We start from the raw sequence: 23,333 nt of genomic DNA, 5'->3' as shown, positions 1-23,333 counted from the left end.
TACTATTAGTAAAACTACAAAACAAATACAGCAATAATTCATATCAATAATGAATGATAATTACATCAATTATTAAAGATAAAAATCACATAACATTAAAATACCCCACACCGTAAAACCATCACTTAATGACTTAATTAATCGCCATAAACTTGCTTTAAATCAGATTGATATATTAAGAGCATCAATGTTAATAACTATATTGATATAGCAGTATGAAGAGTTATAACAAAAGATGTATTGAGCACATTTACACTAATACTCAACAAACAAATGACTTACTTTCACATTTCTACAGCTACCTGCATGATGTAACGATGTGACGGTATCATCTGTTACCGATGATGTAGACACATGTATCGCAATTCTGCGTACAATACCCCTTGGCTTAAACAGTCACAAGCCACTACCCCGGTGTAATCTTCTCCGGACAACAAAGGAGCCAGGCGTTGATATGAAACAGATCACCCTCAGCGATATGCAGCAGCAGAGCGAAGCGGCAGCCAGCGCTCCGCGCCTGCGTGCCCATCGCAATTTTCATCCTGAACTGAGCGACCCGATACAGCGTCTGGCCATCGCCATGGAACCCGGCACCTATATCCGCCCCCACCGGCATAGACATACTTTCGAACTTTTGCTGCCGCTGAAAGGCCGTTTTGTGGTGCTGAATTTTGATGACCACGGCGTGGTCACCAACCGGGTGGTGCTGGGTGAAACCTGTACGGCGCTGGAAATGGAGGCTGGCACCTGGCATACGGTGCTCTCGCTCGACGCAGGCGGCATGGTATTTGAAGTCAAACAAGGCGCTTATCAACCGCTTGCCGAAATGGACACTATGGCCTGGGCGCCTGCTGAAGGCCAGCCGGGCACTGCCGAAATGATGGCCTGGTATGCCATCGCGCAACCGGGTGACCGCTTCCTGTCTATGCCGCAATAACCACAGGTAGGTTCGACAGGCGCCGCAGGCGTCTGTTTGATACTTCCTGCCGACCACAAAGTTTGCCAAATTGACCGTCCCTTTTTTCGTGCTCCGCTCATACTCACCTTAAATATTGCTGCTAAACAGGAAGAAACGCTTATATTCAGCAAACTATTTTTCTCTACGAATAAGAGATGATAAGATAACGGGAAAGAGTAAATATGCGGCAGCAAAACAATAAAAACAGCCAATTTATCGATATATTATTCTCAATGTGAATGGATTTTGTTAATCAGGTAAAGGAAGTCAGCAGAAAAAATAAATCATTGTCATTGATGCTTTTGCTCACCATGGCGATTTATTTTTTCATCGACATACAATTCTTATGAATATTACAGAACGGAATATCTGGAAGCTAAATAATTTACCGCCAATGGAGTATTGCTCTCTGGCGCGGGCGCAAAAATTATTAAACTGCGAACTGGAAGACATTCTTCACTGGCATGATATTGGCGCAATCAATCTATGTCTTAAGCTTAACCCAACGCCGGGAATATTAAAAATCGCCGTCCTCTCCCATCAGGAAAAAGAGGTAACCAGCGCGTTTAATCCATTTACCTCAGTCGAGGCAGGAGAAACAGTCTGGTCGCAACACTCCCATATCCGCAGCATTCTGCGGCTTGAAGGCGATATTCCGACGATGGAAACCCTGCGCGGAAATACGGTAACCCAGTTCAACGTAAAGGTATTTGCTTCAGGGCTCTGGCATCCACACTGTCGGAACCTAATGGCGCTGCTGGAGGCGCCAGATGATATTCTTTTCGAAAACCGCCTCAGCATGATGCTGCCGGATAAACCATTTGTTTATTGTCATTTCATTCCAGAGGAAGACGAACGCCCCTCGATATCATTGAACCGCATCTATATCACCAGCCAGGCCATTGAGAAAATATACGCCCACAGTATTAGCGCCCGGCCTATGGACGTGACGAAAAATCCGCTACTGGATCAAACCCGTTACATCCAGCAGGAATTAACCGTCCTGCCGCAAAGTGAGGTATTGCTGGAATTTATCCATTATCTTGTTCAGTCCCATACTGTATTTAATGAGAAGTTGCAGAATATGGCTGAGCCAGACAAGACTCAGCTCTTTCATCACGTGCTGGAAAGGCTTAAGGAAGAAGGCATGCTTATAGAGAATGCCCAGCCCGATGAAGGCGATATCGGCAGCGAAGCCAGCCGTGAGTCGCAGTTCGCCGGCGAGTAACGTAGTCCTTCAGGCAAGGGACTGGCGGTTTTCCTGCTCAATCGTTATCGCGTTCTCTCGGGCCAGGGTGATGAATTCGCGCGCTGCGGCGCTCTGCCAGGCGCCCTGCCGCTGCAATAAACAGGCCGTGCGCTGCAGCAGCGCAGGTCTTAGCTCAATCGCCACCACATCATCAAACTGCCCAGCGATCGCCGCCGGCAGCAGCGTTGCTAACGTTGTGCTTCGAATAACCGACAGAACGGCCCCGATGGAGTTGGCCTCCATCCGCACGTCTGGTTCGAGCCGATGAAGGCGGCAATAACGATCAATCTGCTCGCGGGTAGCAAACTCGCTGCTCAGTAAAATTAGCGGCTGGGCGTCGAGAGCCTGCAGTTGCAAGTCGCGCTCTCCTGCCAGCGGATGCGCACGGCTCACCACCAGCGCAAGCGTTTCCGTCAGCAGCGGCTGAACCACAATTTCCTGTGACCGGCAATCGTCAAAGGCAATCCCCACATCCAGTTCATCCTCCAGCAGCATCGCCTCCATCCGCTCCTGGTTCATCTCCTGGATAAGCACTTTTACTCCAGGATAGCGTCGGTAGTACGCCTCCATCAGCGGGCCCAGCATATAGGTAGTGAAAGTTGGCGTCATAGCAATGCGGAGTTTACCGTGCTGGAGATCTTCTGCGTCATGCAAGGCGCGCCGACCTTCCTCAAGCTCGCGTAACGCGCGACGGGCATACTCCAGCCAGATCTCACCGGCATCGGTCAGGCGAATACGTCGGCCAGAGCGGTCGAAAAGCTGAACCTCCAGCATCGCTTCCAGCTGGCGTATCTGCTGTGACAGCGCAGGCTGGGAGACATGCAGCGCCGCGGCGGCGCGGGAAAAGCCACAATGTTCAGCCACAGCGATAAAGTAGGAAAGTTGGCGCAGAAGCATCGGCCCACCTATAAGAAATTCCAATAGGCATTATCATAAATAAGTCTTTTAACTTATGAAACAAGAGACGTACCCTCTTCGCACGACCCTCAACATATTTCACCTTTAACATCGTTTTATGCAGGAGTGACTATGTCCGCTCACGATCGTTATCTTCAGCGCGCATTAGTGCTGGCAAAACAAAACATTGCTGACGGTGGGCGCCCCTTCGGCGCCGTGCTGGTGCGGAATGATGAGATTGTCGCTGAAAGCGTCAATACCTTTCATCTGAGCGGTGACCCAACGGCGCATGCCGAACTGAACGCCGTTCGCGATCTTGCCGCCAGACTGGGAAGCGCGGTGTTGCGTGAATGCGTCATCTATGCCAGCGGACAACCTTGCCCTATGTGCCTGAGCGCGCTCTATTTAACCGGCGTGCGGGAAGTGTTTTTCGCCAATAGCAATCAGGACGGGGAGCCTTTTCAGCTCTCGACCGCCGCGATTTATCAGCAGCTGCAGCAGCCGCTGGCCCAGCAAACGCTGCCGATCCATCATCGCCCGCAGCCGGAGGGAGCTGAACTTTATCAGCGCTGGGCGGAACGGCAGTCATGACACCAGCGCTGCGACAGAACCTGACGCTGGCAGTCCTGGTACTGACTGGGATCAATATGCGGCCGCTGCTTACCTCCATTGGTCCTTTGCTGCCGGACATCCGCGCAGCCAGCGGCATGAGCTATACCCTGGCCGCACTCCTGACCGCGCTGCCGGTGATCGCGATGGGGGTGCTGGCGCTGGCCGCTGGCTGGGTCGATCGCTATATCGGTCAAAAGCGCAGTATTGCGCTGAGCCTGCTGATTATCGCGGCAGGCGCCCTGCTGCGGGAAATCGCCCCGAATAGTGGCTTACTGCTCACCAGCGCTCTGGCCGGAGGAATTGGCATCGGCATTATTCAGGCCGCCATCCCGGCGGTAATTAAGCATCTCTTTCCCCGACGGACGCCGCTGGTGATGGGACTATGGTCAGCGGCGCTGATGGGCGGCGGCGGGTTAGGCGCCGCGTTCACCCCATGGCTGGCGTCACATAGCGCGGCCTGGCATGATGCGCTAGCCTGGTGGGCGCTCCCTGCGCTCCTGGCTCTGCTCAGCTGGCTGGCGATTTGTCGGCATTTGCCTCGCGCACCGCATCAGACCAGCGCTTCCCCCCGGGTCGCGATTATTGGCCAGCGCCGCGCCTGGACGCTGGGACTCTATTTCGGACTGATCAATGCCGGTTACGCCAGCCTGATCGCCTGGCTGCCTCCTTACTACATCCAGCTAGGCGACAGCGCCCAGTACAGCGGTTCGCTGCTGGCGCTGCTGACCGTCGGGCAAACCGCCGGCGCGCTGCTGCTCCCGGCGCTGGCTCGCCAGGAGGATCGGCGCCAGCTTCTTCTGCTAGCGCTGGCGCTACAGCTGATTGGCTTCTGCGGCTTTATCTGGCTGCCAGAGCATTTCTCTGCGCTCTGGGCCATTGCCTGCGGCGTGGGATTGGGCGGCGCGTTTCCTCTGTGCCTGGTGCTGGCGCTGGATCACGCCGGACAACCGGCGGTGGCCGGCAGGCTGGTAGCCTTTATGCAGGGGATCGGATTTATCATCGCCGGTCTGTCGCCCTGGCTTTCAGGCCTGCTGCGTAGCCTGAGCGGGAACTACACGCTTGACTGGTCCTGGCATGCGATCTGCGTCCTGCTACTCATGGCGCTGACGCTGCGCTTTATCCCGGCACACTACCCGGCCGAGTGGCGACAGCGCGCCTCAGACCTGCCCTGAACCGACGGCGGCGCGTGGCAAAGATAATGCCGCGCTCTCGTTGGCCTTCTCCGCCCGCCCCATCGCTAAAACCCGTTTCCTTCGCGTCGCTGGCGCTAAATTTATTACCCTGTGAAATTAATGTGTCGCCGAATCACGACACTCGTAAGTAACTAAAAATTAATAAAAAAATGCCTCTTGTTTCCCTGATTTTTTAGGCGTACATTAGCGCCATCTGGAGCACTAAACGCACAGAATTACGGGCTGCTGCAGGGTGAAGTTACACTGGCGACAGCCCTTGAAAAACAGAACAATTAATTCATTTGAACGTCGCACAAGCGCGTGGAGTGATGAGTCGTGAAATACTTCTTTATGGGCCTCTCTTTTATGGTCATCGTTTGGGCCGGTACTTTTGCCCTGATGATCTAGACTGCAGCGGTGTCAAAAAAAACGGGAGCCTTCATGCTCCCGTTTTTATTTTGCCGTGCTGCCCGCAGCGCTAGCTCGCGGAGGCCAGCAGACCATCCGCGCGGAACATCGCCTTGATACCGCGGATCGCCTGGCGCGTACGGTCCCGGTTCTCGATCAGGGCGAAGCGGACGTGGGTATCACCATAGTCGCCAAAGCCAATCCCCGGCGAGACGCAAACCTTCGCTTCATTAAGCAGCTTTTTCGCAAACTCCAGCGACCCCATGGCGGCGTAAGGTTCCGGTATTTTCGCCCACACGTACATAGACGCTTTCGGACACTCCACCATCCAGCCGGCCTCATGAAGCCCTTTGACCAGCACATCGCGACGGCGCTTATACTGTTCGGCAATATCGCGCACGCACTGCTGATCGCCCTCCAGCGCAGCTATCGCCGCCACCTGCAGCGGAGTAAAAGTCCCGTAGTCATGATAGCTTTTGATACGAGCGAGGGCATTCACCAAAGTCTTATTACCCACCATAAAGCCAATGCGCCAGCCGGCCATGTTATAGCTTTTCGACAGGGTAAAGAACTCGACGGCGACATCCCGCGCGCCGGGCACCTGCATGATGGAGGGCGCTTTCCAGCCGTCATACACGATATCGGCATAGGCCAGATCGTGGACGACCAGAATGTCATACTGCTTCGCCAGAGCGACAACCTTTTCAAAGAAATCCAGTTCGACGCACTGCGCGGTCGGATTTGAGGGAAAGCCAAGGATCATCATCTTCGGCTTCGGATAGCTCTCGCGGATGGCGCGTTCCAGCTCGTTAAAGAAATCCACCCCTTCCACCAGCGGCACTGAGCGCACCTGCGCCCCGGCAATCACCGCGCCATAGATATGAATCGGATAGCTGGGGTTCGGCACCAGTACGGTGTCGCCATGATCCAGCGTCGCCAGCATCAGGTGCGCCAGCCCCTCTTTCGAACCAATGGTGACGATCGCTTCCGATTCCGGATCGATATCGACGTTATAGCGTTCTTCATACCAGCGTGAAATGGCGCGACGCAGGCGCGGGATCCCCCGCGAGGTAGAGTAACCATGGGTGTCAGGCCGTTGAGCAACGGTGCAGAGTTTTTCCACGATATGCGGCGGCGTCGCGCCATCGGGATTACCCATACTGAAATCGATAATATCTTCGCCGCGCCGACGCGCAGCCATTTTCAGTTCAGCAGTAATGTTAAAAACGTACGGAGGGAGACGATCGATACGCGTAAAACGGCGTTCAGGACTGGATTCAGCCATAGGTTCCTCTAATTAACGTTAGCGCCCGGACCGTCCGAGCGACGCTGCCGCTGTTGCGGCTCGTTTAGAAAATAACCTGAAAAAATTCATGTTGTCGAGAGGCCCGTTAAAAAATATTCCCTGGCATATAAAACGGGTATCGACTGCGCTAAATGCGGCAGTTCATTGGCGGAATAATCCCGGGTTGTATAAAGGTGGTAACACACTGATATCTTTCTTAACACAGAATATTATCGTTAATGGCGAAGACCGCCGCTATCGCGATGCTTTTTAATTAATCCCCTTTAAAAAGTGCGACTTTTCCGCTTTATGGTTCCACGGCTGGTCTTCTGCCGTCAGGTTTTTTATCATGTCCCTTTCTGGCCACTGACGCGGCGCACCCATGCACGAAATCTTTACTATGATGCTGGCGGTCTATGATCGTGCGGCCCTGATGCTTATTTGCCTCTTTTTCCTTATTCGCCTGCGCCTGTTCCGCGAACTGTTGCATAAGTCGGCCCATACTCCGAAAGAGCTGCTGGCGGTGACAGCCATTTTCTCGCTGTTCGCGCTATTTAGTACCTGGTCCGGCGTCCCGGTTGAGGGGTCCCTGGTGAACGTCCGCATTATCGCCGTGATGTCCGGTGGGATCCTGTTTGGTCCCTGGGTGGGCGCGATTGTCGGGGCGATTGCCGGCGTGCACCGCTATTTGATTGATATCGACGGCGTGACCGCGGTGCCCTGCTTTATCACCAGCATTGTCGCCGGCCTGCTGTCGGGGTTGATTAATCGTAAAGTGGCCCGCGAACAACGGTGGAAAATCGGCATTCTGGCGGGGATGATGTGTGAAACTCTGACCATGATTCTGGTGGTGGTCTGGGCGCCTTCCCTGAGTCTCGGCGTAGATATTGTTTCGAAAATTGGTATCCCGATGATCCTCGGCAGCGTCTGCATCGGCTTTATTGTGCTGCTGGTGCAGAGCGTTGAAGGGGAAAAGGAGGCCAGCGCGGCGCGGCAGGCGAAACTGGCGCTCGATATCGCCAACAAAACCCTGCCGCTGTTTCGACACGTTAACAGCGATTCTCTGCGCCAGGTTTGCGAGATTATCCGCCGCGACATTACCGCCGACGCGGTGGCGATCACCAATACCGAGCACGTACTGGCCTACGTGGGCGTCGGTGAAGCCAACTATCAACGCCACGACGATATGATTAGCCCCACCACCCGGCAGGCGATTCGTTATGGGAAAATCATCATAAAAAACAATGACGAAGCCCACCGTACCCCGGAGATCCACTCCTTGATGGTGATCCCGCTGTGGGAAAAAGGGGTGGTGACCGGCACGCTAAAAATCTATTACTGCCACGCCCATCGCATCACTTCGACGCTGCAGGAGATGGCGATTGGCCTGTCGCAAATAATCTCCACCCAGTTGGAAGTCTCCCGCGCCGAACAGCTGCGGGAGATGGCCAACAAAGCGGAGCTGCGCGCCCTGCAAAGCAAAATTAACCCGCATTTTTTATTTAATGCGCTGAACGCGATCTCCTCCTCGATTCGCCTTAATCCGGACACCGCGCGCCAGCTCATTTTTAATCTGTCGCGCTACCTGCGCTATAACATCGAATTAAAAGACGATGAGCAGATTGATATCAAACGAGAGCTGTATCAGATCAAAGATTATATCGCTATTGAACAGGCGCGATTCGGCGACAAGCTGACGGTCATCTACGATATTGACGACGACGTCAGCTGCGTGATCCCGAGCCTGCTTATCCAGCCGCTGGTGGAAAATGCCATTGTTCACGGTATTCAACCCTGTAAAGGCAAAGGCGTGGTGACGATCGGCATTAACGAGTGCGGAAATCGGGTACGCATCAGCGTTCGCGATACGGGCAACGGTATCGATCCCGCCGTGGTCGCCCGCGTGGAAGCCGATGAGATGCCGGGTAACAAAATCGGCCTGCTCAATGTGCATCATCGGGTGAAACTTCTCTACGGCGAGGGTTTGCATATCCGCAATCTGACGCCGGGAACCGAAATCGCCTTTTATGTCCCCAATAACTCTACGCCGCAGGCGCTGACGGAGTCGCTGTTGTCATGAGCGGAGAAAAGATGAAAGTTATCATTGTGGAGGATGAGTTTCTGGCCCAGCAGGAGCTCTCCTGGCTTATTAACACCCATAGCCAGATGGAGATCGTCGGCAGCTTTGACGACGGCCTGGACGTGCTGAAATTTCTCCAGCACAACAAGGTCGAAGCCATCTTTCTCGATATCAATATTCCGTCGCTCGACGGGGTTCTGCTGGCGCAAAACATCAGCCAGTTTGCCCATAAACCTTTTATCGTCTTTATCACCGCGTGGAAAGAACATGCGGTGGAAGCCTTTGAGCTGGAAGCATTTGACTACATCCTGAAACCTTACCAGGAGTCGCGCATCATCAATATGCTGCAAAAGCTGACCACCGCCTGGCAGCAGCAAAATAACGCTGCTTCAGGATTAGCCAGCGCGGCGCCACGGGAAAACGACACCATCAATCTGATCAAAGATGAGCGGATCATCGTCACCAGTATTCATGATATTTATTATGCCGAGGCGCATGAAAAGATGACATTCGTCTATACCCGCCGGGAGTCATTCGTCATGCCGATGAACATTACTGAATTCTGCAGCAAACTGCCCACCGCGCATTTCTTCCGCTGCCACCGCTCGTATTGCGTAAATCTCAGCAAAATTCGGGAAATTGAGCCGTGGTTCAACAACACCTATGTGCTGCGCCTGCGTGACCTGGAGTTTCAGGTTCCGGTCAGTCGCAGTAAAGTGAAAGAGTTTCGCCAGCTGATGAATCTGTAGAGAGCGGAAAGCGCCGCCATCCGGGCTACGACGGTAGCCCGGGAGAAGAATGCTTAAAGCACCTGGCCCAGCGTCTGACGCAGATGCGCGCCGGAGCCCAGCAGGCCTGGGTTATCATGCACAATCAGGTAAACCGGGATATCCTGAACATAAGCTTTAAAACGGCCTTTGTCTTCAAAACCGCCGCGGAAACCAGAGGCTTTAAAGAACTCCAGGAAGCGCGGCACGATGCCGCCGGCGATATACACCCCGCCAAACGTCCCTAGGGTCAGCGCCAGGTTACCGCCGAAGCGTCCCATAATGACGCAGAACAGCGACAGCGCCCGACGACAGTCGGTGCAGCTGTCCGCCAGCGCTCGCTCGGTCACCTCACGCGGCTGCAGGTTCTCCGGAAGTCGGCCGTCCGATTTGACAATCGCGCGATACAGGTTGACCAGCCCGGGACCTGAGAGCACGCGTTCTGCGGAAACATGCCCCAGCTCGGCGCGTAGCTCTTCCAGAATGATCCCTTCTTCTTCGCTGTTCGGGGCAAAATCAACATGACCGCCTTCGCCCGGCAGGCTGACCCAACGCTTATCAACGTGGACCAGATGCGCCACGCCGAGCCCGGTCCCGGCGCCATAAACGGCGATCGGTTTGCCCGCTACCGGCGCACTGCCGCCAAACTGAATAAGGTGCTCAGCTTTCAGCATCGGAATGGCCATTGAAACAGCGGTAAAATCGTTAATTATCTCCAGATGGGCAAAGCCGAGGTTACGCTTCATTTCGGCGATAGAGAAAGCCCAGGTATGGTTGGTCATCGCCACCCAGTCGCCGGTAATCGGGCATGCGATGGCGATACAACCTTCGTTGACCGTTACCTGGTGCTCCTCGAGGTAGACGCGCACCACTGCCTCCAGACTGGGGTAATCGAGCCCGGAATAGGTCTTTGCGCGAGAGATCTCTCCACTCGCCAGATCACATAGCGCCAGGCGGGCGTTGGTCCCCCCGACATCTCCTACTAAAGCAAATTTTGTCATTCCGTTACGGCTCCGCTAAAGTCAAAATAAATCTTTTGGCACACTGTAAATTCATGGCGGCTTAACAACAACGTCCAACGCGCAGACGCCCCTTGTTTAGCGACACAGGTCACATTTAGTTTGTAATCTATGCAAGGTAGCCTGTAAAGGACGCGCCGGATATCAGATGTCACCTTAACTTTATCGTTTCAGCACCATTTGCATCGACGGTCTCCGCTGACGAAGGCAAAGTAGTGCTCCAGCACTTTTACAAGGACATTTCCATGCTCCATCCTCGCGCCAGAACAATGCTGATCCTGTCGGTGCCGGCCATCCTGATAGGCATCGCCTGCAGCCTGATCCTGATCGTGGCGATGAAGGTTGCCGCGCTGCTGCAGCGCGTGCTGTGGAGCAATCTGCCCGCGCAGTTGGGGGTGAGCGCCGACAGCCCGCTGTGGATCATCGCCATGCTGACGGCGACAGGCATCGCGGTGGGTCTGGTCATTCGTTACAGCCCCGGGCACGCCGGGCCGGATCCAGCGACCGAGTCGTTAATCGGCGCTCCCATTGCCACCGGCGCGCTGCCCGGACTCCTGGCCGCGCTGATCCTCGGCCTCGCCGGCGGCGTCAGCCTCGGCCCGGAGCATCCGATTATGGTGGTGAATATCGCGCTGGCTGTCGCCGTCGGCTCCCGTCTGTTTCCGCGCGTCAGCTCGCTGGACTGGACCATCCTCGCGGCCTCAGGCACCATCGGTGCCCTCTTCGGTACCCCGGTTGCCGCCGCGCTGATTTTTTCGCAAACCCTCAATAGCAGCAACGATACGCCACTGTGGGATCGCCTCTTTGCTCCCCTCCTCGCCGCCGCCGCCGGCGCGTTGACGACGGGTCTGTTTTTCCATCCCCATTTTTCGCTGCCGATCCCGCACTATGGTCAGATGCGCTTCGTTGATATTCTCAGCGGTATTATCGTCGCCCTGATCGCTATCGCCGTCGGCATGGTGGCCGTCTGGTGTCTGCCGCGACTGCATGCCCTGATGCATCGGTTGAAAAATCCAATCCTGACCCTCGGCATCGGCGGGCTGCTGCTGGGGATCGTGGGGACGATAGGCGGGCCCTTAACGCTATTTAAAGGGCTGGATGAGATGCAGCAGCTGGCCTTCAGCCAGACGCTAACCGCCGCGGATTTTCTGCTTATCGCGCTGGTCAAACTGGCGGCCCTGGTTCTTGCCTCAGCCAGCGGCTTTCGCGGCGGGCGAATTTTCCCGGCGGTGTTCGTCGGGGTAGCGCTGGGGCTGATGCTGCATGCTCATGTTGACGCGGTGCCGGCGGCAATCACCGTTTCCTGCGCGATCCTCGGCATGGTGCTGGTCGTCACTCGCGACGGCTGGTTGAGCCTGTTTATGGCCGCCGTGGTGGTCCCGGATACGACTTTGCTGCCGCTGTTGTGTATGGTGATGCTCCCGGCCTGGCTGCTGCTGGCCGGGAGACCGTTGATGATTGCCAAACGGCATACCGATTAAACGCGGCTGTTTCGCTCCTCAAGGGCCTGCGTCACCGCGCGCAGGAAATCGGGGATATCCATTTTCGGCAGCATCACTTCTACCAGAGTGAGGGTATCGGAGGTGATGCTCTCCGTCATCGCCTCCCGCAGTTCAGACGTCTGAGTGACCCGCCGGCAGCGCGAAGCAACGTCAGGGGCGAAGGCTTCCGGCAGCCGCTGCCAGTCCCACAGAGCGATGTCATTGTAGCGCTGCTCTGGACCATGAATCGCCCGTTCCACGGTATACCCTTCGTTATTCAGCAGCAGAATAAGCGGCTTTTGCTTATCACGCAGCATGGAGCCCATCTCCTGAATGGTCAGTTGGGCCGCGCCATCGCCGACAATTAGCACCACCCGCCGCTCCGCCGCCGCGGTTTGTGCGCCATAGGCGGCCGGGAGAGTAAAACCAATCGAGCCCCACAGCGGCTGGACGATCAGCGATGCTTCAGAGGGCAGCTTCAGCGCCGCAATGCCAAAGGCGGCCGTCCCCTGATCGGCGAGAATAATATCCCCCGGACGCAGGGCGCCCTGCACCGTCGCCCAGAAATTTTTCTGGGTCAACTCGCCTTCAGCGCCCTCCTCAGCCTCCGGCGCCACGACCTGAGGCGTAGCCCACTCCGCCGCCAGCGGGGCGGAAAGCGTCATCAGCGCGGCCAAAGCCTTATCCATCGGCACCCCGCTGAACCAGTGATCGCCCACCCTGACGGCGAAGGGCTGGATCTCAATAGTCTTTTCCCGCGCCAGATGTTGGGTAAATCCTGCGGTGATGGTGTCGGTGAAGCGCGTGCCAATGCAGATGATGGTGTCGGCGTTTTCAATCGCCTCCCGGGTCTGCGGCGCGCTGGCAATCCCGCTGTAGGTGCCGACAAACCCGCTCTGCTGCTCATCAAACAATCCCTTGCCCATGAGCATCGTCGCATGGGCGACAGGCGTTTTCGCCACCCACTCCCGGAGCGTCTTCTGCAGGCCATAACGTTGCGCCAGGAAGTCCGCCAGCAGGGAAATGCGTCGGCTGCCCCGCAGCAGGCGGCTGGCATGTTCGCAGAACCCGGCAAGCTGGTTTTCATCCGCCGGAGCGGGCTCCACCAGCAAGCGCTGGGCTGGGGCAATCGCTGCCGCTCTGGCGACATCGGCTGGCAGCATCAAATAGCCGGGGCGATGATGCGTCAACATATCGCGCAGCACACGGTCGATTTCATGGCAGGCGTTGCCGGCGGTCAGCAGCGCCTGGCTACAGGTGATCTGCTCGCTCATGCGGGCGAAATGGCGAAAATCGCCATCGCCGAGGGTATGGTGCAGCAGTTCGCCGCGCTGCTGGGCGCCGGTAGAGGGCGCACCGACAATATGCAATACCGGAATATGTTCCGCATAGCTACCCGCAATGCCGTTCAGCGCGCTCAATTCGCCGACGCCGTAAGTGGTCAGCAGCGCACCGGCCCCTTTGATGCGCGCATAGCCGTCAGCGGCATATGCCGCATTCAGCTCGTTGGCGCAGCCGACCCACCCCAAGGCGCTGTGCGCGATGACGCGATCGAGAAACTGTAAGTTGTAATCTCCCGGCACGCCGAACAAGCGGTCAATACCGCAGTCGACAAGGCGATCCAGCAGATAATCCCCAATAGTGTAGGTCGGTTGCATATCCATTATCCTCATTTTGGTGCAGGTGTAATTTGAGTATTGAATAAGCGATCCGCCTGTCCAGATGGGAGGTGATAATGGCAGTGTAAAGCAATAATTACGCAGAAAAAGCAGTGTACTCCACGCAGAACATTGTTTAGTGTAAACGTATACACACCCTGTTTTGTCGGCGGAGGAAGAATGGTTTACCAGGCAAGCACCACGCGATATCAAACGATGGAGTACCGTCGCTGCGGCCGCAGCGGTCTGCAACTACCGGCCATTTCCCTTGGCCTGTGGCATAACTTTGGCGATGAAACGCGAGTGGAAACCAGCCGGCAGATGCTCCTGCACGCTTTTGACCTCGGTATAACCCATTTCGATTTGGCCAACAACTATGGGCCGCCGCCGGGCTCGGCGGAAAGCAACTTTGGCCGCATTCTGAAAGAGTCGCTCCTGCCTTATCGCGATGAGTTAATCATCTCCACTAAAGCAGGTTACACGATGTGGGACGGCCCTTACGGCGACTGGGGATCGCGAAAATATCTGGTAGCCAGTCTTAACCAGAGCCTTAAACGCATGGGGCTGGAATACGTCGATATTTTTTACCATCACCGGCCTGATCCACAGACGCCGCTGATGGAAACGATGCGTGCGCTCGATCATCTGGTTCGTCAGGGTAAAGCGCTATATGTCGGGATCTCCAACTATCCTCTGGCCCAGGCGCGGGAGGCGGTGAAGATCCTTAACGACCTCGGCACCCCCTGCATCATCCACCAGCCTCGCTACTCGATGTTCGAACGCGGCGTGGAAGAAGGACTACTGGATTTTCTGCAGACGGAAGGGATTGGAAGCATAGCGTTTTCACCGCTGGCCGGCGGGCAACTTACCGACCGCTATCTCAACGGCATTCCGGCCGACTCGCGCGCCGCCAGCAGCAGTCGTTTTCTGCAGCCGGAGCAACTGACTCCAGCCCGATTAGAAAAAATTCGTCAGCTTAACAGGCAGGCGGAAGCGCGTGGGCAGAAGCTGTCGCAAATGGCGCTGGCCTGGGTGTTGCGCGAAGAGAAAGTCACCTCAGTGCTGATCGGCGCCAGCAAAACCGCGCAACTGGATGATGCCGTCGGCATGCTGCAGAATCGCCATTTCACCACCGAGGAGTGCGCGGCCATCGACGCCATCCTTGCGCTGTAAAGCAAATGTTACTTTAGCAAAAAGTGCTCTTTCCTGCGCTTTCGGAGTTCGTCCGATGCGGCGGGTCTTTACCGACCCGTAATATCAGGTTAACAGGCCGCTTACGGCCCCGATCGTGAAGGAGAAGAGTATGTTCAGGTCACTGATTCTGGCAGCAGTACTGCTGGCCGCAGGGCCACTGGTCGCTAACGCTGGTGAAATCACCCTGCTGCCGTCGGTAAAATTACAAATAGGCGATCGTGACAATTACGGTAACTACTGGGACGGTGGCAGCTGGCGCGACCGTGATTACTGGCGTCGTCACTATGAATGGCGTGATAACCGTTGGCATCGTCATGACAACGGCTGGCACAAAGGCTGGTACAAAGGCAGAGATAAAGCCTGGGAGCGCGGCTATCGTGCTGGCTGGAACGACCGCGATGACCACCGCGGCGGCTGGGGACGCGGCCCGGGTGGGCGCGGTCACGGTCATGGACATGGCCATCACTAACAAACGAAAAGGGGAGCCCATCGGCTCCCCTTTACTTTATTCAGCATCAGGAATCAATTAATCCACCCCGAGCAGCGACCCCACTATTAACCAGCCGTTCAGGCTCACCACAATAGCGACTATCGCCCAGCCGATGCCTCTCACCCAACGGGTATTCACCAGGTCCCCCATCAGCTTCGCATTGCTGGTAAATATCAGCAGCGGCACCAGGGCAAGCGCAATGCCAAAGCTGAGCAACACCTGACTCATTACCAGGATGCGCGTAGGATCCAGCCCCAGCAGAATGACGACAAACGACGGCAGCATGGTGATCGCCCGGCGAAACCACAACGGAATATGAAAGCGGATAAACCCCTGCATAACGACCTGACCTGCCAAAGTGCCCACCACGGTCGACGATAAACCGGCGGCAATCAGGCTGAGGCCAAAGATGGTCGCCGCCGCGTGGCTCAGCAGCGGCTCCAGCGTCATGTAGGCCTGATCGAGATCGGCGACGCCGGTATGGCCATTAAAGTGGAATGCCGCCGCAGCGGTCGCCATCATCGCCAGATTGACGAACCCGGCAATGGTCATGGCGATCGCCACATCCCAGCGGGTCGCGTTATAGCGTTCTTTTCGCGTTCCGCCATGCAGATGCTGGGTAAGCGAGGAATGTAAGTAGATAACGTGCGGCATAATGGTCGCCCCCAGTACCCCGGCGGCTAAGAATACCGCCTCCCCGTTGGGCAGCGTGGGGATCACCAGCCCTTTCGTCAGAGGAGCCAGCGCGGGCTGGGAAAAGATCAACTCCACGACATAGGCCACGGCGACAAACAGCAACAATCCACCGATCACCTTCTCCAGTGGTTTTTGTCCGCGCCGCTGCAGCATCAGGATCAGAAAAGTGGCCACCCCGGTCAGCACCGCCCCCTGCAGAAGCGACACGCCGAGCACCAGCTTAAAGCCAATCGCGGCGCCGATAAATTCAGCCAGATCGGTGGCCATAGCGATAATTTCCGCCTGTACCCAGTAAAACCAGACAACAGGACGCGGGTAATGGTCGCGGATCTGCTCGGCCAGGTTTTTGCCGGTGGCAATGCCCAGTTTGGCAGAAAGCACCTGGATCAGCATCGCCATCAGGTTAGCCCACACCACGACCCACAGCAGCTGGTAGCCAAAGCTGGCGCCGGCCTGAATGTTAGTGGCGAAATTACCCGGATCGATATAGCCAATGGCAGCGACGAAAGCCGGGCCCATTAAGGCGAGCTTCACCTTGCGCGCGGCGCGACTACTGCTATTCTCAACGCGACTGCTAGTCATCTTCTGCCTCTGGAAATATAGCCTTTGCTATGTTTTATGCTATCAAAATGCGAATGATTATCAAGTTCATTTAGAATGGAGATAATGATTGCTGTGATAGAAGGGAACAATAGCTGGCCGGAAATGAAATACGGGCGTCAGAAAACGAGATCCAGCCCGCTATTAAGAGTAGTACAAGAATGCAACTTTTAAAACCTTTACGTAACATAACAAAAGTGGATGTTGGATCACTATTTTTGCCATTGGTCACAGTTCCTTGCAATAGTGTGCAATTGATCTCGTTTTCTTTAAAGCCGTTGCATAGAATGTGCACGGAAATTTAACCTGCCTCATATTTGGAGCAACTATGGACCGCGTCTTGCATTTTGTCCTCGCGATCGTTGTGGTGGCTATACTGGCCCTGTTGGTCAGCCATGACCGCCAAAAGATCCGTATTCGTTATGTTGTTCAACTGCTTGTCATTGAAGTCCTGCTGGCCTGGTTCTTCCTCAACTCCGATATTGGTCTGGGTTTTGTGAAAGGATTTTCCGAGATGTTTGAAAAACTCCTCGGGTTTGCCAACGAAGGGACAAACTTCGTGTTCGGCGGCATGAACGATAAAGGCCTGGCCTTCTTCTTCCTCAAAGTTTTGTGCCCTATCGTCTTCATTTCGGCTTTGATCGGCATTTTGCAGCATATTCGTATCCTGCCGATTGTCATTCGCGCGATCGGTACCGTCCTGTCGAAAGTTAACGGCATGGGCAAGCTGGAGTCCTTCAACGCCGTGAGCTCGTTGATCCTCGGCCAGTCGGAAAACTTTATCGCGTATAAAGATATTCTCGGCAAAATGTCGCGCAACCGCATGTACACCATGGCGGCGACGGCGATGTCCACCGTGTCCATGTCCATCGTAGGCGCTTACATGACCATGCTGCAGCCAAAGTATGTCGTTGCGGCGCTGGTGCTCAACATGTTCAGCACCTTTATCGTTCTGTCATTAATTAACCCTTACCGCGTGGAAGAGAGCGAAGAAAATCTGCAGATGTCGAATCTGCACGAAGGTCAGAGCTTCTTCGAGATGCTGGGCGAGTATATTCTGGCAGGTTTTAAAGTCGCGATTATCGTGGCGGCGATGTTGATCGGCTTCATCGCGCTGATCTCGGCGCTGAATGCCCTGTTCGCCACCGTGACCGGTTGGTTCGGCTATAGCATTTCCTTCCAGGGTATCCTCGGCTATATCTTCTACCCGGTCGCCTGGGTGATGGGTGTGCCGGCAAGCGAAGCGCTGCAGGTGGGCAGTATTATGGCTACCAAACTGGTCTCCAATGAATTCGTCGCCATGATGGATCTGCAGAAAATTGCCTCGACGCTCTCCCCGCGCGCGGAAGGCATTATCTCTATCTTCCTGGTCTCCTTCGCCAACTTCTCATCTATCGGTATTATTGCCGGGGCGATCAAAGGTCTGAACGAAGAACAGGGCAACGTAGTTTCTCGCTTCGGTCTGAAGCTGGTGTACGGCTCCACGCTGGTTAGCGTGTTGTCCGCCTCGATTGCGGCGCTGGTTCTGTAACAGACGTCAGTCATCTGAGCCGGGCAATGCCCGGCTTTTTTTTGCCCGTCATTCACCCAGCGGCTGTGGTTTACCGATCAGATAACCCTGCAGATAATTCACGCCCAGCTCCAGCAAGCGCGCTTTTTGCGGTTCGCTTTCGACATATTCCGCCACCACGCTCATCTGTTTCGCCCGCGCCATCTCGACAATCGATTTCACCATGATGGCGTCCAGCGGGTCCGTGAGGATGTCGCGGACGAAGCAGCCGTCAATCTTAATGATATCGGCCTGTAGATGTTTCAGACGTTCATAGTTCGCATAGCCGGTGCCAAAGTCATCAATAGCGATGGCGCAGCCAAACGCGCGCAACGCTTCAAGATTTTGCCGACTGGTGTCCGCATTAGAGAAGGCCTGCTCTTCGGTCACCTCAATAGTTATAAGTTCTGGCGAGACGCTATAGCGTTGAAACAGCGCGATAATCTGCTCTGCGCTGTTCTTTTGCATCAGAGTTGCAGGCAGCAGGTTGACCGAGAATCGCTGGCCGGGATGCTTATGGAGCATACTGAACAAGGTCTCCAGCACCAGCATGTCAAAACGTTGGCTGAGGTTAAACTGCACAATCAGCGGAATGAATCGGTCGGGCATAATGACGCTATCGCCACAGCGCATGCGCGTGAGGATCTCATGATAACCCTCCCCCTCCGGATTCTGAATCGGTTGCGCATAGAGCATCAGCGCGCGATCTTTGAACACTTGCTTGACGCGCATTAGGAGGCGCACCTGCTCGGTAGTTTGATCCACCACCAGATCCTGCTCCTCGTCCAGCGCCAGCACCCGACGTTCACTGCCCGCCTGTTCGGAAAGCCAGCTTAGCTGGCCCAGCATCTGGTAAAGTCCCTCACCCTGGCCGTCATCGCGGCCCCAGGCCGCGCCAAACTCCAAATCCAGCGGCTGATTGTGCCAGCTGAACTTTTTGTGGTTGAGGACCGCGACCATATGGTTCAAGCGGGACGACGGCTCCGGTCCATCAAGCACGAGGATCAGTTCGCTGCCCGGTACCTGGAAGACTTTATCCGCCGCTCCCAGCAGCGGTTGCAGCGCCCGAATAATCTGCCGTTTACAGTCCACCCCCATCATCAGACCATAATGCCGACTGAGAAAGTCGAGATTATCAATACGCAGGCTGCAGATAGCCTGCTGAGGACAGCTCTGTAAATGGCTCTCCAGCGCGCGCAGGTTAGGCAAGCCGGTCAGCGGATCCTCTTCCGCCTGGCTACGCCAGCGGCGTTTGTTGCGGTCGCTGCGGGCATAGATGTCGGCCATATAAAACAAACAGATAGTAAAGGAGATCAGAACCGACAGCACAAAGGAGAGTGAATACTCGCTTTGCACCCCCTGGAGAAAGTTTTTGTTATATACCACCAGCAAAAAGGCCGAGACAGACCATGAAATACGCAATAGCGCATGGCCTATTCGACTGATACCGATAAAGTAGACAATAAAAATAACCGGAACTAAATAACCGGCAATAAATTCAGACTGATACGGCGCACACAATAGCGTTAATATCACCGCCAACGCGATAAACCAATATAGGGTAAAGGAGCGATATTGCGGTGCCAGCCACGGTAAACATTCCTGCTGCCAGAAACGTCGGGCGTAGCGCGGACTGATAATCATCCGCATTGGATAATAAAGAAACGTCGTAAAAATTAATGCCGCACTGATTAAACTTTGGATATCTATTACAGTATAAATCAACGGCATACTACCAAAGTAACTGGTAATAGCTAATGGAAACGCAAAATATTGTCCGGCGAGATACATGGTGATTTTCAGGAGCACCGGCGCGAAGAAGCCGCCCCAGAAGATCCGCGCCCCCATATGTTTTGCCGTTGGACCGCAGCGCCAGCGCTTCCCCACCAACAGTCGCAGAATAGCGCAGGAGACAAACACGGCGAACAGTTGACAAAAAAGTAAGATAAACGCCTGCGGCAGCGTTAATTTAATGAGAAAACTATTGGTGATGGCAAACGCGAGAATTAATGGCGCAATTGCATAGCGGCCAAAGATAAAAATAACAGAAAACATCACGCTGATTGGCAGCCAGGCAATATAAATAAGGTTGCCGTCAATTATCGTTTGCGGTGAAATAAAACGAGCCAGCGGAATAGCGACTAAACAAATGATAAAGGCCAATAGAGTTTTTTTGATATTAATGTTAATTTTATCAAGCATTATTGTTAATTAAAACTCCAGAAACCTCATCACGTTTAATGGGGGAAATGTTATGTTGCTTATTTAGGGCAGGCAAGGCGAATTATCAGGAAAAAGTCTGAAATTACTTTCGATTTTAATTGCTGGAGATTAACTGACGTAACCAGAAAGTGCTTTACATGAAACCCGCTAAAAACAAAAACCCCCGCCGAAGCGAGGGTTCTGAATTTTGGTGGAGCTAAGCGGGATCGAACCGCTGACCTCTTGCATGCCATGCAAGCGCTCTCCCAGCTGAGCTATAGCCCCACAGGACTTCTTTACGAACCAAATCCGCTGGGTGCAGAATTTGGTGGAGCTAAGCGGGATCGAACCGCTGACCTCTTGCATGCCATGCAAGCGCTCTCCCAGCTGAGCTATAGCCCCGTAACGTAAAGCGTGTCGTGTTGACGGGCGGCATAATATGAATTCCTCGCTCAGGTGTCAACGGCAAAATTATCCTTCCCGATTCAATCGCTGAAAAAGCAGGCAACTTGCTGACATTGCGAGCCTTATCGCAGTCAGAAGTTAAACAGGTCACCTTTTCACGTAAAAGGATGCTATAACATGGGCAGCTAATTCCCATACATTTACTCAGGAAATAGTATGCTCAAGGAACGAATGACACCTGAAGAAATTGCCCATCTAACCGGCTACAGTCGGCAAACTATCAATAAGTGGGTGCGGAAAGAAGGCTGGCAAACCTCTCCGCGACCTGGCGTCCAGGGCGGCAAAGCGCGCCTGGTCCATGTCAATGAGCAAGTCAGGGAGTTTATCCGCAGCGCCCAGCGCGTGGCGGAGACGCCCGGCATCTATTCTCCCCATGATAGCGATCTGGAATCGCTGCTGCTGACCCTCAGTAAAGAACTCACCCCCAGCGAGCAGAAGCAGCTTATGTCTTTGTTGCTGCGCGAGGGGATCACCGGGTTACTGCTTCGGTTAGGGATCCGCGATCGGTAAACCATGATGAAACTGAAAGATAAAATGACGCCCGCAGAGCTTGCCGACTGCCTGGGGCTGGCCAGACAAACGATCAATCGCTGGGTTCGCGAGAAACAATGGCGCACCGAAGCAATACCCGGCGTTAAAGGGGGGCGAGCGCGACTGGTGGTTATCGACCAACCGGTACGCGAGTTTCTGACCAACATCCCTGCCAGACGCCATCTGCTTACCGACAATCATCTCGCGGAATCGCCAGGTGCATACCTGGTCAATGAGGCAGACGCGATCTGGCGGCAAATCACGGAAACCCTACAGCTGATGACTCCGGCAGAACAGCTGCAGCTCCGCGATCTGCTGGCCCGGGAAGGGATTAGCGGTTTTCTTGCCCGCCTCGGCATCGCCAGTCCGGAATAACAGGCAAAAAAAACGGCAGGGTAACCTGCCGTTGTTTCAGCTGCGTCGCCGTCAGGACGCCTGGCCTTCGCGTTCAGCGATAAAAGCCAGCGCTTTATTGATACGATCTACGCTACGGGATTTACCGATAGCATGGACAGTAACGTCTAGCGCAGGAGATTGCCCTGCCCCGGTAACCGCCACGCGCAGCGGCATACCGACTTTACCCATCCCCACCTCCAGCTCATCAGCAGTTGCCTGAATCGCGTGATGGACGTTTTCCGCCGTCCAGTCGCTAATCGCCGCCAGCTTATCGCGAACCACTTCCAGCGGCTGACGCGCCACTGGACGCAGATGTTTTTTCGCGGCGTCGGCATCGAATTCAGCGAACTCTTCATAGAAGTAGCGGCAGCTCTGGGCCATCTCTTTCAGCGTCTTGCAACGCTCGCCCAGCAGTTTCACCAGCTCAGCCAGCTGCGGGCCGTTGCGAGTGTCGATATTTTCCTGCTCGATATGCCACTGCAGATGCGTTGCCACATATTCCGCCGGCAGGGTATTGATATAGTGATGGTTTAACCACAGCAGTTTATCGGTGTTAAAGGCACTGGCGGATTTGCTCACCGCGCCCAGTGAGAAGAACTCAATCATCTCTTCGCGAGTGAAAATCTCCTGATCGCCATGAGACCAGCCCAGGCGCACCAGATAGTTGAGTAGCGCTTCCGGCAGGTAGCCGTCGTCGCGATACTGCATCACGCTCACTGCGCCGTGGCGCTTGGAAAGTTTTTTACCGTCATCGCCGTTGATCATCGACACGTGCGCATAAACCGGCACCGGCGCATTCAGCGCTTTGAGGATGTTGATCTGGCGCGGCGTGTTGTTGATATGATCTTCGCCGCGGATCACGTGAGTGATCGCCATATCCCAGTCATCTACCACCACGCAGAAGTTATAGGTCGGGGAACCATCGGTACGGCGAATGATCAGATCGTCCAGTTCCTGGTTGCTGAACTCGATAGGTCCGCGGATCTGATCGTCAAAAATAACCGAACCTTCCTGCGGGTTGGCGAAACGCACGACGCACGGCTCATCGTCAGCATGGTGCTCGTGGCTATGGCGGCAGCGGCCATCGTAACGCGGCTTCTCACCCTTCGCCATCTGCTCTTCGCGCAGCGCTTCCAGACGTTCTTTCGAGCAATAGCATTTGTAAGCGGTACCGGCTTCCAGCATCTCATCGATTACGTTGTTATAACGATCGAAACGTTTGGTCTGGAAATAGGGGCCTTCGTCCCATTGCAGATTCAGCCAGTTCATGCCATCCATGATGGCTTCAATTGCTTCCGGGGTGGAGCGTTCGAGATCGGTGTCTTCAATACGCAGCACAAACTCACCGCCGTGGTTACGGGCAAAAAGCCAGGAATAGAGAGCAGTACGCGCACCGCCAACGTGCAGATAGCCGGTTGGGCTTGGCGCGAAGCGAGTTTTGATTTTCATGAATTGGCCTTACGTTTAATAAAGATGCCGATAGCCGGCAATGTCCGGTGGAAATTATGGGTCAATATTCTAACACCGTGGGCTGATTCCTCAATGTTGTTCCCATCGGAACGTCACGGTTTGCCATTTTTGTTTATAAATCATGCTATGGCGCCGGTTTCGCGATCGCTTTGTT

At 54.8% G+C, this 23,333-nt stretch carries 22 protein-coding genes and 2 tRNA genes; 14 read left to right on the top strand and 10 right to left on the bottom strand.

Annotation, left to right across the window (positions count from 1 at the left end):
- Nucleotides 1-454 precede the first annotated feature (454 nt).
- Nucleotides 455-937 carry a WbuC family cupin fold metalloprotein gene (locus tag IB144_RS07075; RefSeq protein WP_004174945.1) on the top strand — a complete coding sequence of 161 codons (483 nt, stop codon included), beginning with the start codon at nt 455-457 and terminating at the stop codon, nt 935-937.
- Between the two features lie 367 nt (nt 938-1,304).
- Nucleotides 1,305-2,186 (top strand): hypothetical protein, encoded by an 882-nt coding sequence (locus IB144_RS07070; RefSeq protein WP_032417382.1) that lies wholly within the window; start codon nt 1,305-1,307, stop codon nt 2,184-2,186.
- Between the two features lie 9 nt (nt 2,187-2,195).
- Here the strand turns inward: IB144_RS07070 and cynR are convergent, their stop codons facing one another.
- Nucleotides 2,196-3,104 carry a transcriptional regulator CynR gene (cynR, locus tag IB144_RS07065; RefSeq protein ID WP_002913369.1) on the bottom strand — a complete coding sequence of 303 codons (909 nt, stop codon included), beginning with the start codon at nt 3,102-3,104 and terminating at the stop codon, nt 2,196-2,198.
- A 132-nt stretch (nt 3,105-3,236) separates the two neighbouring features.
- Here cynR and IB144_RS07060 point away from each other — a divergent pair, with 132 nt between their 5' ends.
- The 3 genes from IB144_RS07060 to ypdK all read left to right on the top strand — a co-directional run bounded on the left by IB144_RS07060 (nt 3,237) and on the right by ypdK (nt 5,296).
- Complete coding sequence (locus IB144_RS07060) at nt 3,237-3,695, top strand: nucleoside deaminase (RefSeq protein WP_032420324.1); 459 nt, start codon at nt 3,237-3,239, stop codon at nt 3,693-3,695.
- Complete coding sequence (locus IB144_RS07055) at nt 3,692-4,888, top strand: cyanate transporter (RefSeq protein ID WP_004174937.1); 1,197 nt, start codon at nt 3,692-3,694, stop codon at nt 4,886-4,888. The genes IB144_RS07060 and IB144_RS07055 overlap by 4 nt, the downstream gene beginning before the upstream one ends.
- Nucleotides 4,889-5,224: 336 nt before the next feature.
- Nucleotides 5,225-5,296 (top strand): membrane protein YpdK, encoded by a 72-nt coding sequence (gene ypdK / locus IB144_RS07050; RefSeq protein ID WP_099119320.1) that lies wholly within the window; start codon nt 5,225-5,227, stop codon nt 5,294-5,296.
- A 70-nt stretch (nt 5,297-5,366) separates the two neighbouring features.
- Here the strand turns inward: ypdK and alaC are convergent, their stop codons facing one another.
- Entirely contained in the window at nt 5,367-6,581 is a 1,215-nt protein-coding gene (gene alaC, locus IB144_RS07045; protein WP_002913372.1) for an alanine transaminase, read from the bottom strand.
- 88 nt (nt 6,582-6,669) lie between these two features.
- Between alaC and IB144_RS07040 the strand changes: the two genes are divergently transcribed.
- On the top strand, nt 6,670-6,855 hold the full coding sequence (locus IB144_RS07040; RefSeq protein ID WP_004145585.1) for a hypothetical protein: 186 nt from the start codon (nt 6,670-6,672) through the stop codon (nt 6,853-6,855).
- Here the strand turns inward: IB144_RS07040 and IB144_RS07035 are convergent.
- On the bottom strand, nt 6,852-6,965 hold the full coding sequence (locus tag IB144_RS07035; RefSeq protein ID WP_004153200.1) for a hypothetical protein: 114 nt from the start codon (nt 6,963-6,965) through the stop codon (nt 6,852-6,854). The genes IB144_RS07040 and IB144_RS07035 overlap by 4 nt on opposite strands.
- Between IB144_RS07035 and IB144_RS07030 the strand changes: the two genes are divergently transcribed.
- Entirely contained in the window at nt 6,964-8,661 is a 1,698-nt protein-coding gene (locus IB144_RS07030; protein WP_004149230.1) for a sensor histidine kinase, read from the top strand. The genes IB144_RS07035 and IB144_RS07030 overlap by 2 nt on opposite strands.
- Nucleotides 8,662-8,672: 11 nt before the next feature.
- Complete coding sequence (locus tag IB144_RS07025) at nt 8,673-9,410, top strand: LytTR family DNA-binding domain-containing protein (protein WP_032419440.1); 738 nt, start codon at nt 8,673-8,675, stop codon at nt 9,408-9,410.
- Nucleotides 9,411-9,463: 53 nt separating this feature from the next.
- Here IB144_RS07025 and glk read toward each other — a convergent pair whose 3' ends face one another.
- The gene (gene glk, locus IB144_RS07020; RefSeq protein WP_002913377.1) at nt 9,464-10,429 is read right to left on the bottom strand and encodes a glucokinase; all 966 of its coding nucleotides are present in this window, start codon (nt 10,427-10,429) and stop codon (nt 9,464-9,466) included.
- A gap of 263 nt (nt 10,430-10,692) precedes the next feature.
- Here glk and IB144_RS07015 point away from each other — a divergent pair, with 263 nt between their 5' ends.
- On the top strand, nt 10,693-11,928 hold the full coding sequence (locus IB144_RS07015; RefSeq protein WP_004154521.1) for an ion channel protein: 1,236 nt from the start codon (nt 10,693-10,695) through the stop codon (nt 11,926-11,928).
- Here IB144_RS07015 and IB144_RS07010 read toward each other — a convergent pair.
- Nucleotides 11,925-13,586, bottom strand: coding sequence for a thiamine pyrophosphate-binding protein (locus IB144_RS07010; protein ID WP_004159719.1), 1,662 nt, complete (start codon nt 13,584-13,586; stop codon nt 11,925-11,927). The two genes, IB144_RS07015 and IB144_RS07010, sit on opposite strands and share 4 nt — an antisense overlap.
- Before the next feature lie 180 nt (nt 13,587-13,766).
- Between IB144_RS07010 and mgrA the strand changes: the two genes are divergently transcribed.
- A complete protein-coding gene (gene mgrA / locus IB144_RS07005) occupies nt 13,767-14,759 on the top strand; it encodes an L-glyceraldehyde 3-phosphate reductase (protein WP_004174934.1) in 993 nt (330 codons plus the stop codon).
- 130 nt (nt 14,760-14,889) lie between these two features.
- Complete coding sequence (locus tag IB144_RS07000; RefSeq protein WP_002913419.1) at nt 14,890-15,249, top strand: DUF2502 domain-containing protein; 360 nt, start codon at nt 14,890-14,892, stop codon at nt 15,247-15,249.
- 57 nt (nt 15,250-15,306) lie between these two features.
- Here the strand turns inward: IB144_RS07000 and IB144_RS06995 are convergent, their stop codons facing one another.
- The gene (locus tag IB144_RS06995) at nt 15,307-16,548 is read right to left on the bottom strand and encodes an Nramp family divalent metal transporter (RefSeq protein ID WP_002913421.1); all 1,242 of its coding nucleotides are present in this window, start codon (nt 16,546-16,548) and stop codon (nt 15,307-15,309) included.
- 346 nt (nt 16,549-16,894) lie between these two features.
- Between IB144_RS06995 and nupC the strand changes: the two genes are divergently transcribed.
- The gene (gene nupC, locus IB144_RS06990) at nt 16,895-18,097 is read left to right on the top strand and encodes a nucleoside permease NupC (protein WP_002913423.1); all 1,203 of its coding nucleotides are present in this window, start codon (nt 16,895-16,897) and stop codon (nt 18,095-18,097) included.
- 48 nt (nt 18,098-18,145) lie between these two features.
- On the opposite strand, the gene IB144_RS06985 is transcribed toward nupC, so the two are convergent.
- The 3 genes from IB144_RS06985 to IB144_RS06975 all read right to left on the bottom strand — a co-directional run bounded on the left by IB144_RS06985 (nt 18,146) and on the right by IB144_RS06975 (nt 20,719).
- The gene (locus tag IB144_RS06985) at nt 18,146-20,317 is read right to left on the bottom strand and encodes an EAL domain-containing protein (protein WP_020324251.1); all 2,172 of its coding nucleotides are present in this window, start codon (nt 20,315-20,317) and stop codon (nt 18,146-18,148) included.
- A gap of 209 nt (nt 20,318-20,526) precedes the next feature.
- Nucleotides 20,527-20,602: transfer RNA gene (locus IB144_RS06980), tRNA-Ala, on the bottom strand.
- A gap of 41 nt (nt 20,603-20,643) precedes the next feature.
- Nucleotides 20,644-20,719: transfer RNA gene (locus IB144_RS06975), tRNA-Ala, on the bottom strand.
- Nucleotides 20,720-20,938: 219 nt separating this feature from the next.
- Here IB144_RS06975 and IB144_RS06970 point away from each other — a divergent pair.
- Together IB144_RS06970 and IB144_RS06965 are read left to right on the top strand one after the other, a co-directional pair.
- Nucleotides 20,939-21,292: a YfeC-like transcriptional regulator gene (locus IB144_RS06970; protein ID WP_002913434.1), complete on the top strand. Its 354-nt coding sequence runs from the start codon at nt 20,939-20,941 to the stop codon at nt 21,290-21,292.
- A 3-nt stretch (nt 21,293-21,295) separates the two neighbouring features.
- Nucleotides 21,296-21,688: a YfeC-like transcriptional regulator gene (locus tag IB144_RS06965; RefSeq protein WP_002913435.1), complete on the top strand. Its 393-nt coding sequence runs from the start codon at nt 21,296-21,298 to the stop codon at nt 21,686-21,688.
- A gap of 51 nt (nt 21,689-21,739) precedes the next feature.
- Here the strand turns inward: IB144_RS06965 and gltX are convergent, their stop codons facing one another.
- Nucleotides 21,740-23,158 carry a glutamate--tRNA ligase gene (gltX, locus tag IB144_RS06960; RefSeq protein ID WP_004145598.1) on the bottom strand — a complete coding sequence of 473 codons (1,419 nt, stop codon included), beginning with the start codon at nt 23,156-23,158 and terminating at the stop codon, nt 21,740-21,742.
- Between the last annotated feature and the right edge of the window lie 175 nt (nt 23,159-23,333).

It is taken from the genome of Klebsiella sp. K4 (genome assembly GCF_014596785.2).
Taxonomy (GTDB): Bacteria; Pseudomonadota; Gammaproteobacteria; order Enterobacterales; family Enterobacteriaceae; genus Klebsiella; species Klebsiella pneumoniae.
Note: the sequence above shows the minus strand (reverse complement) of the source record. Positions and strands in the feature narration are given on the sequence as shown.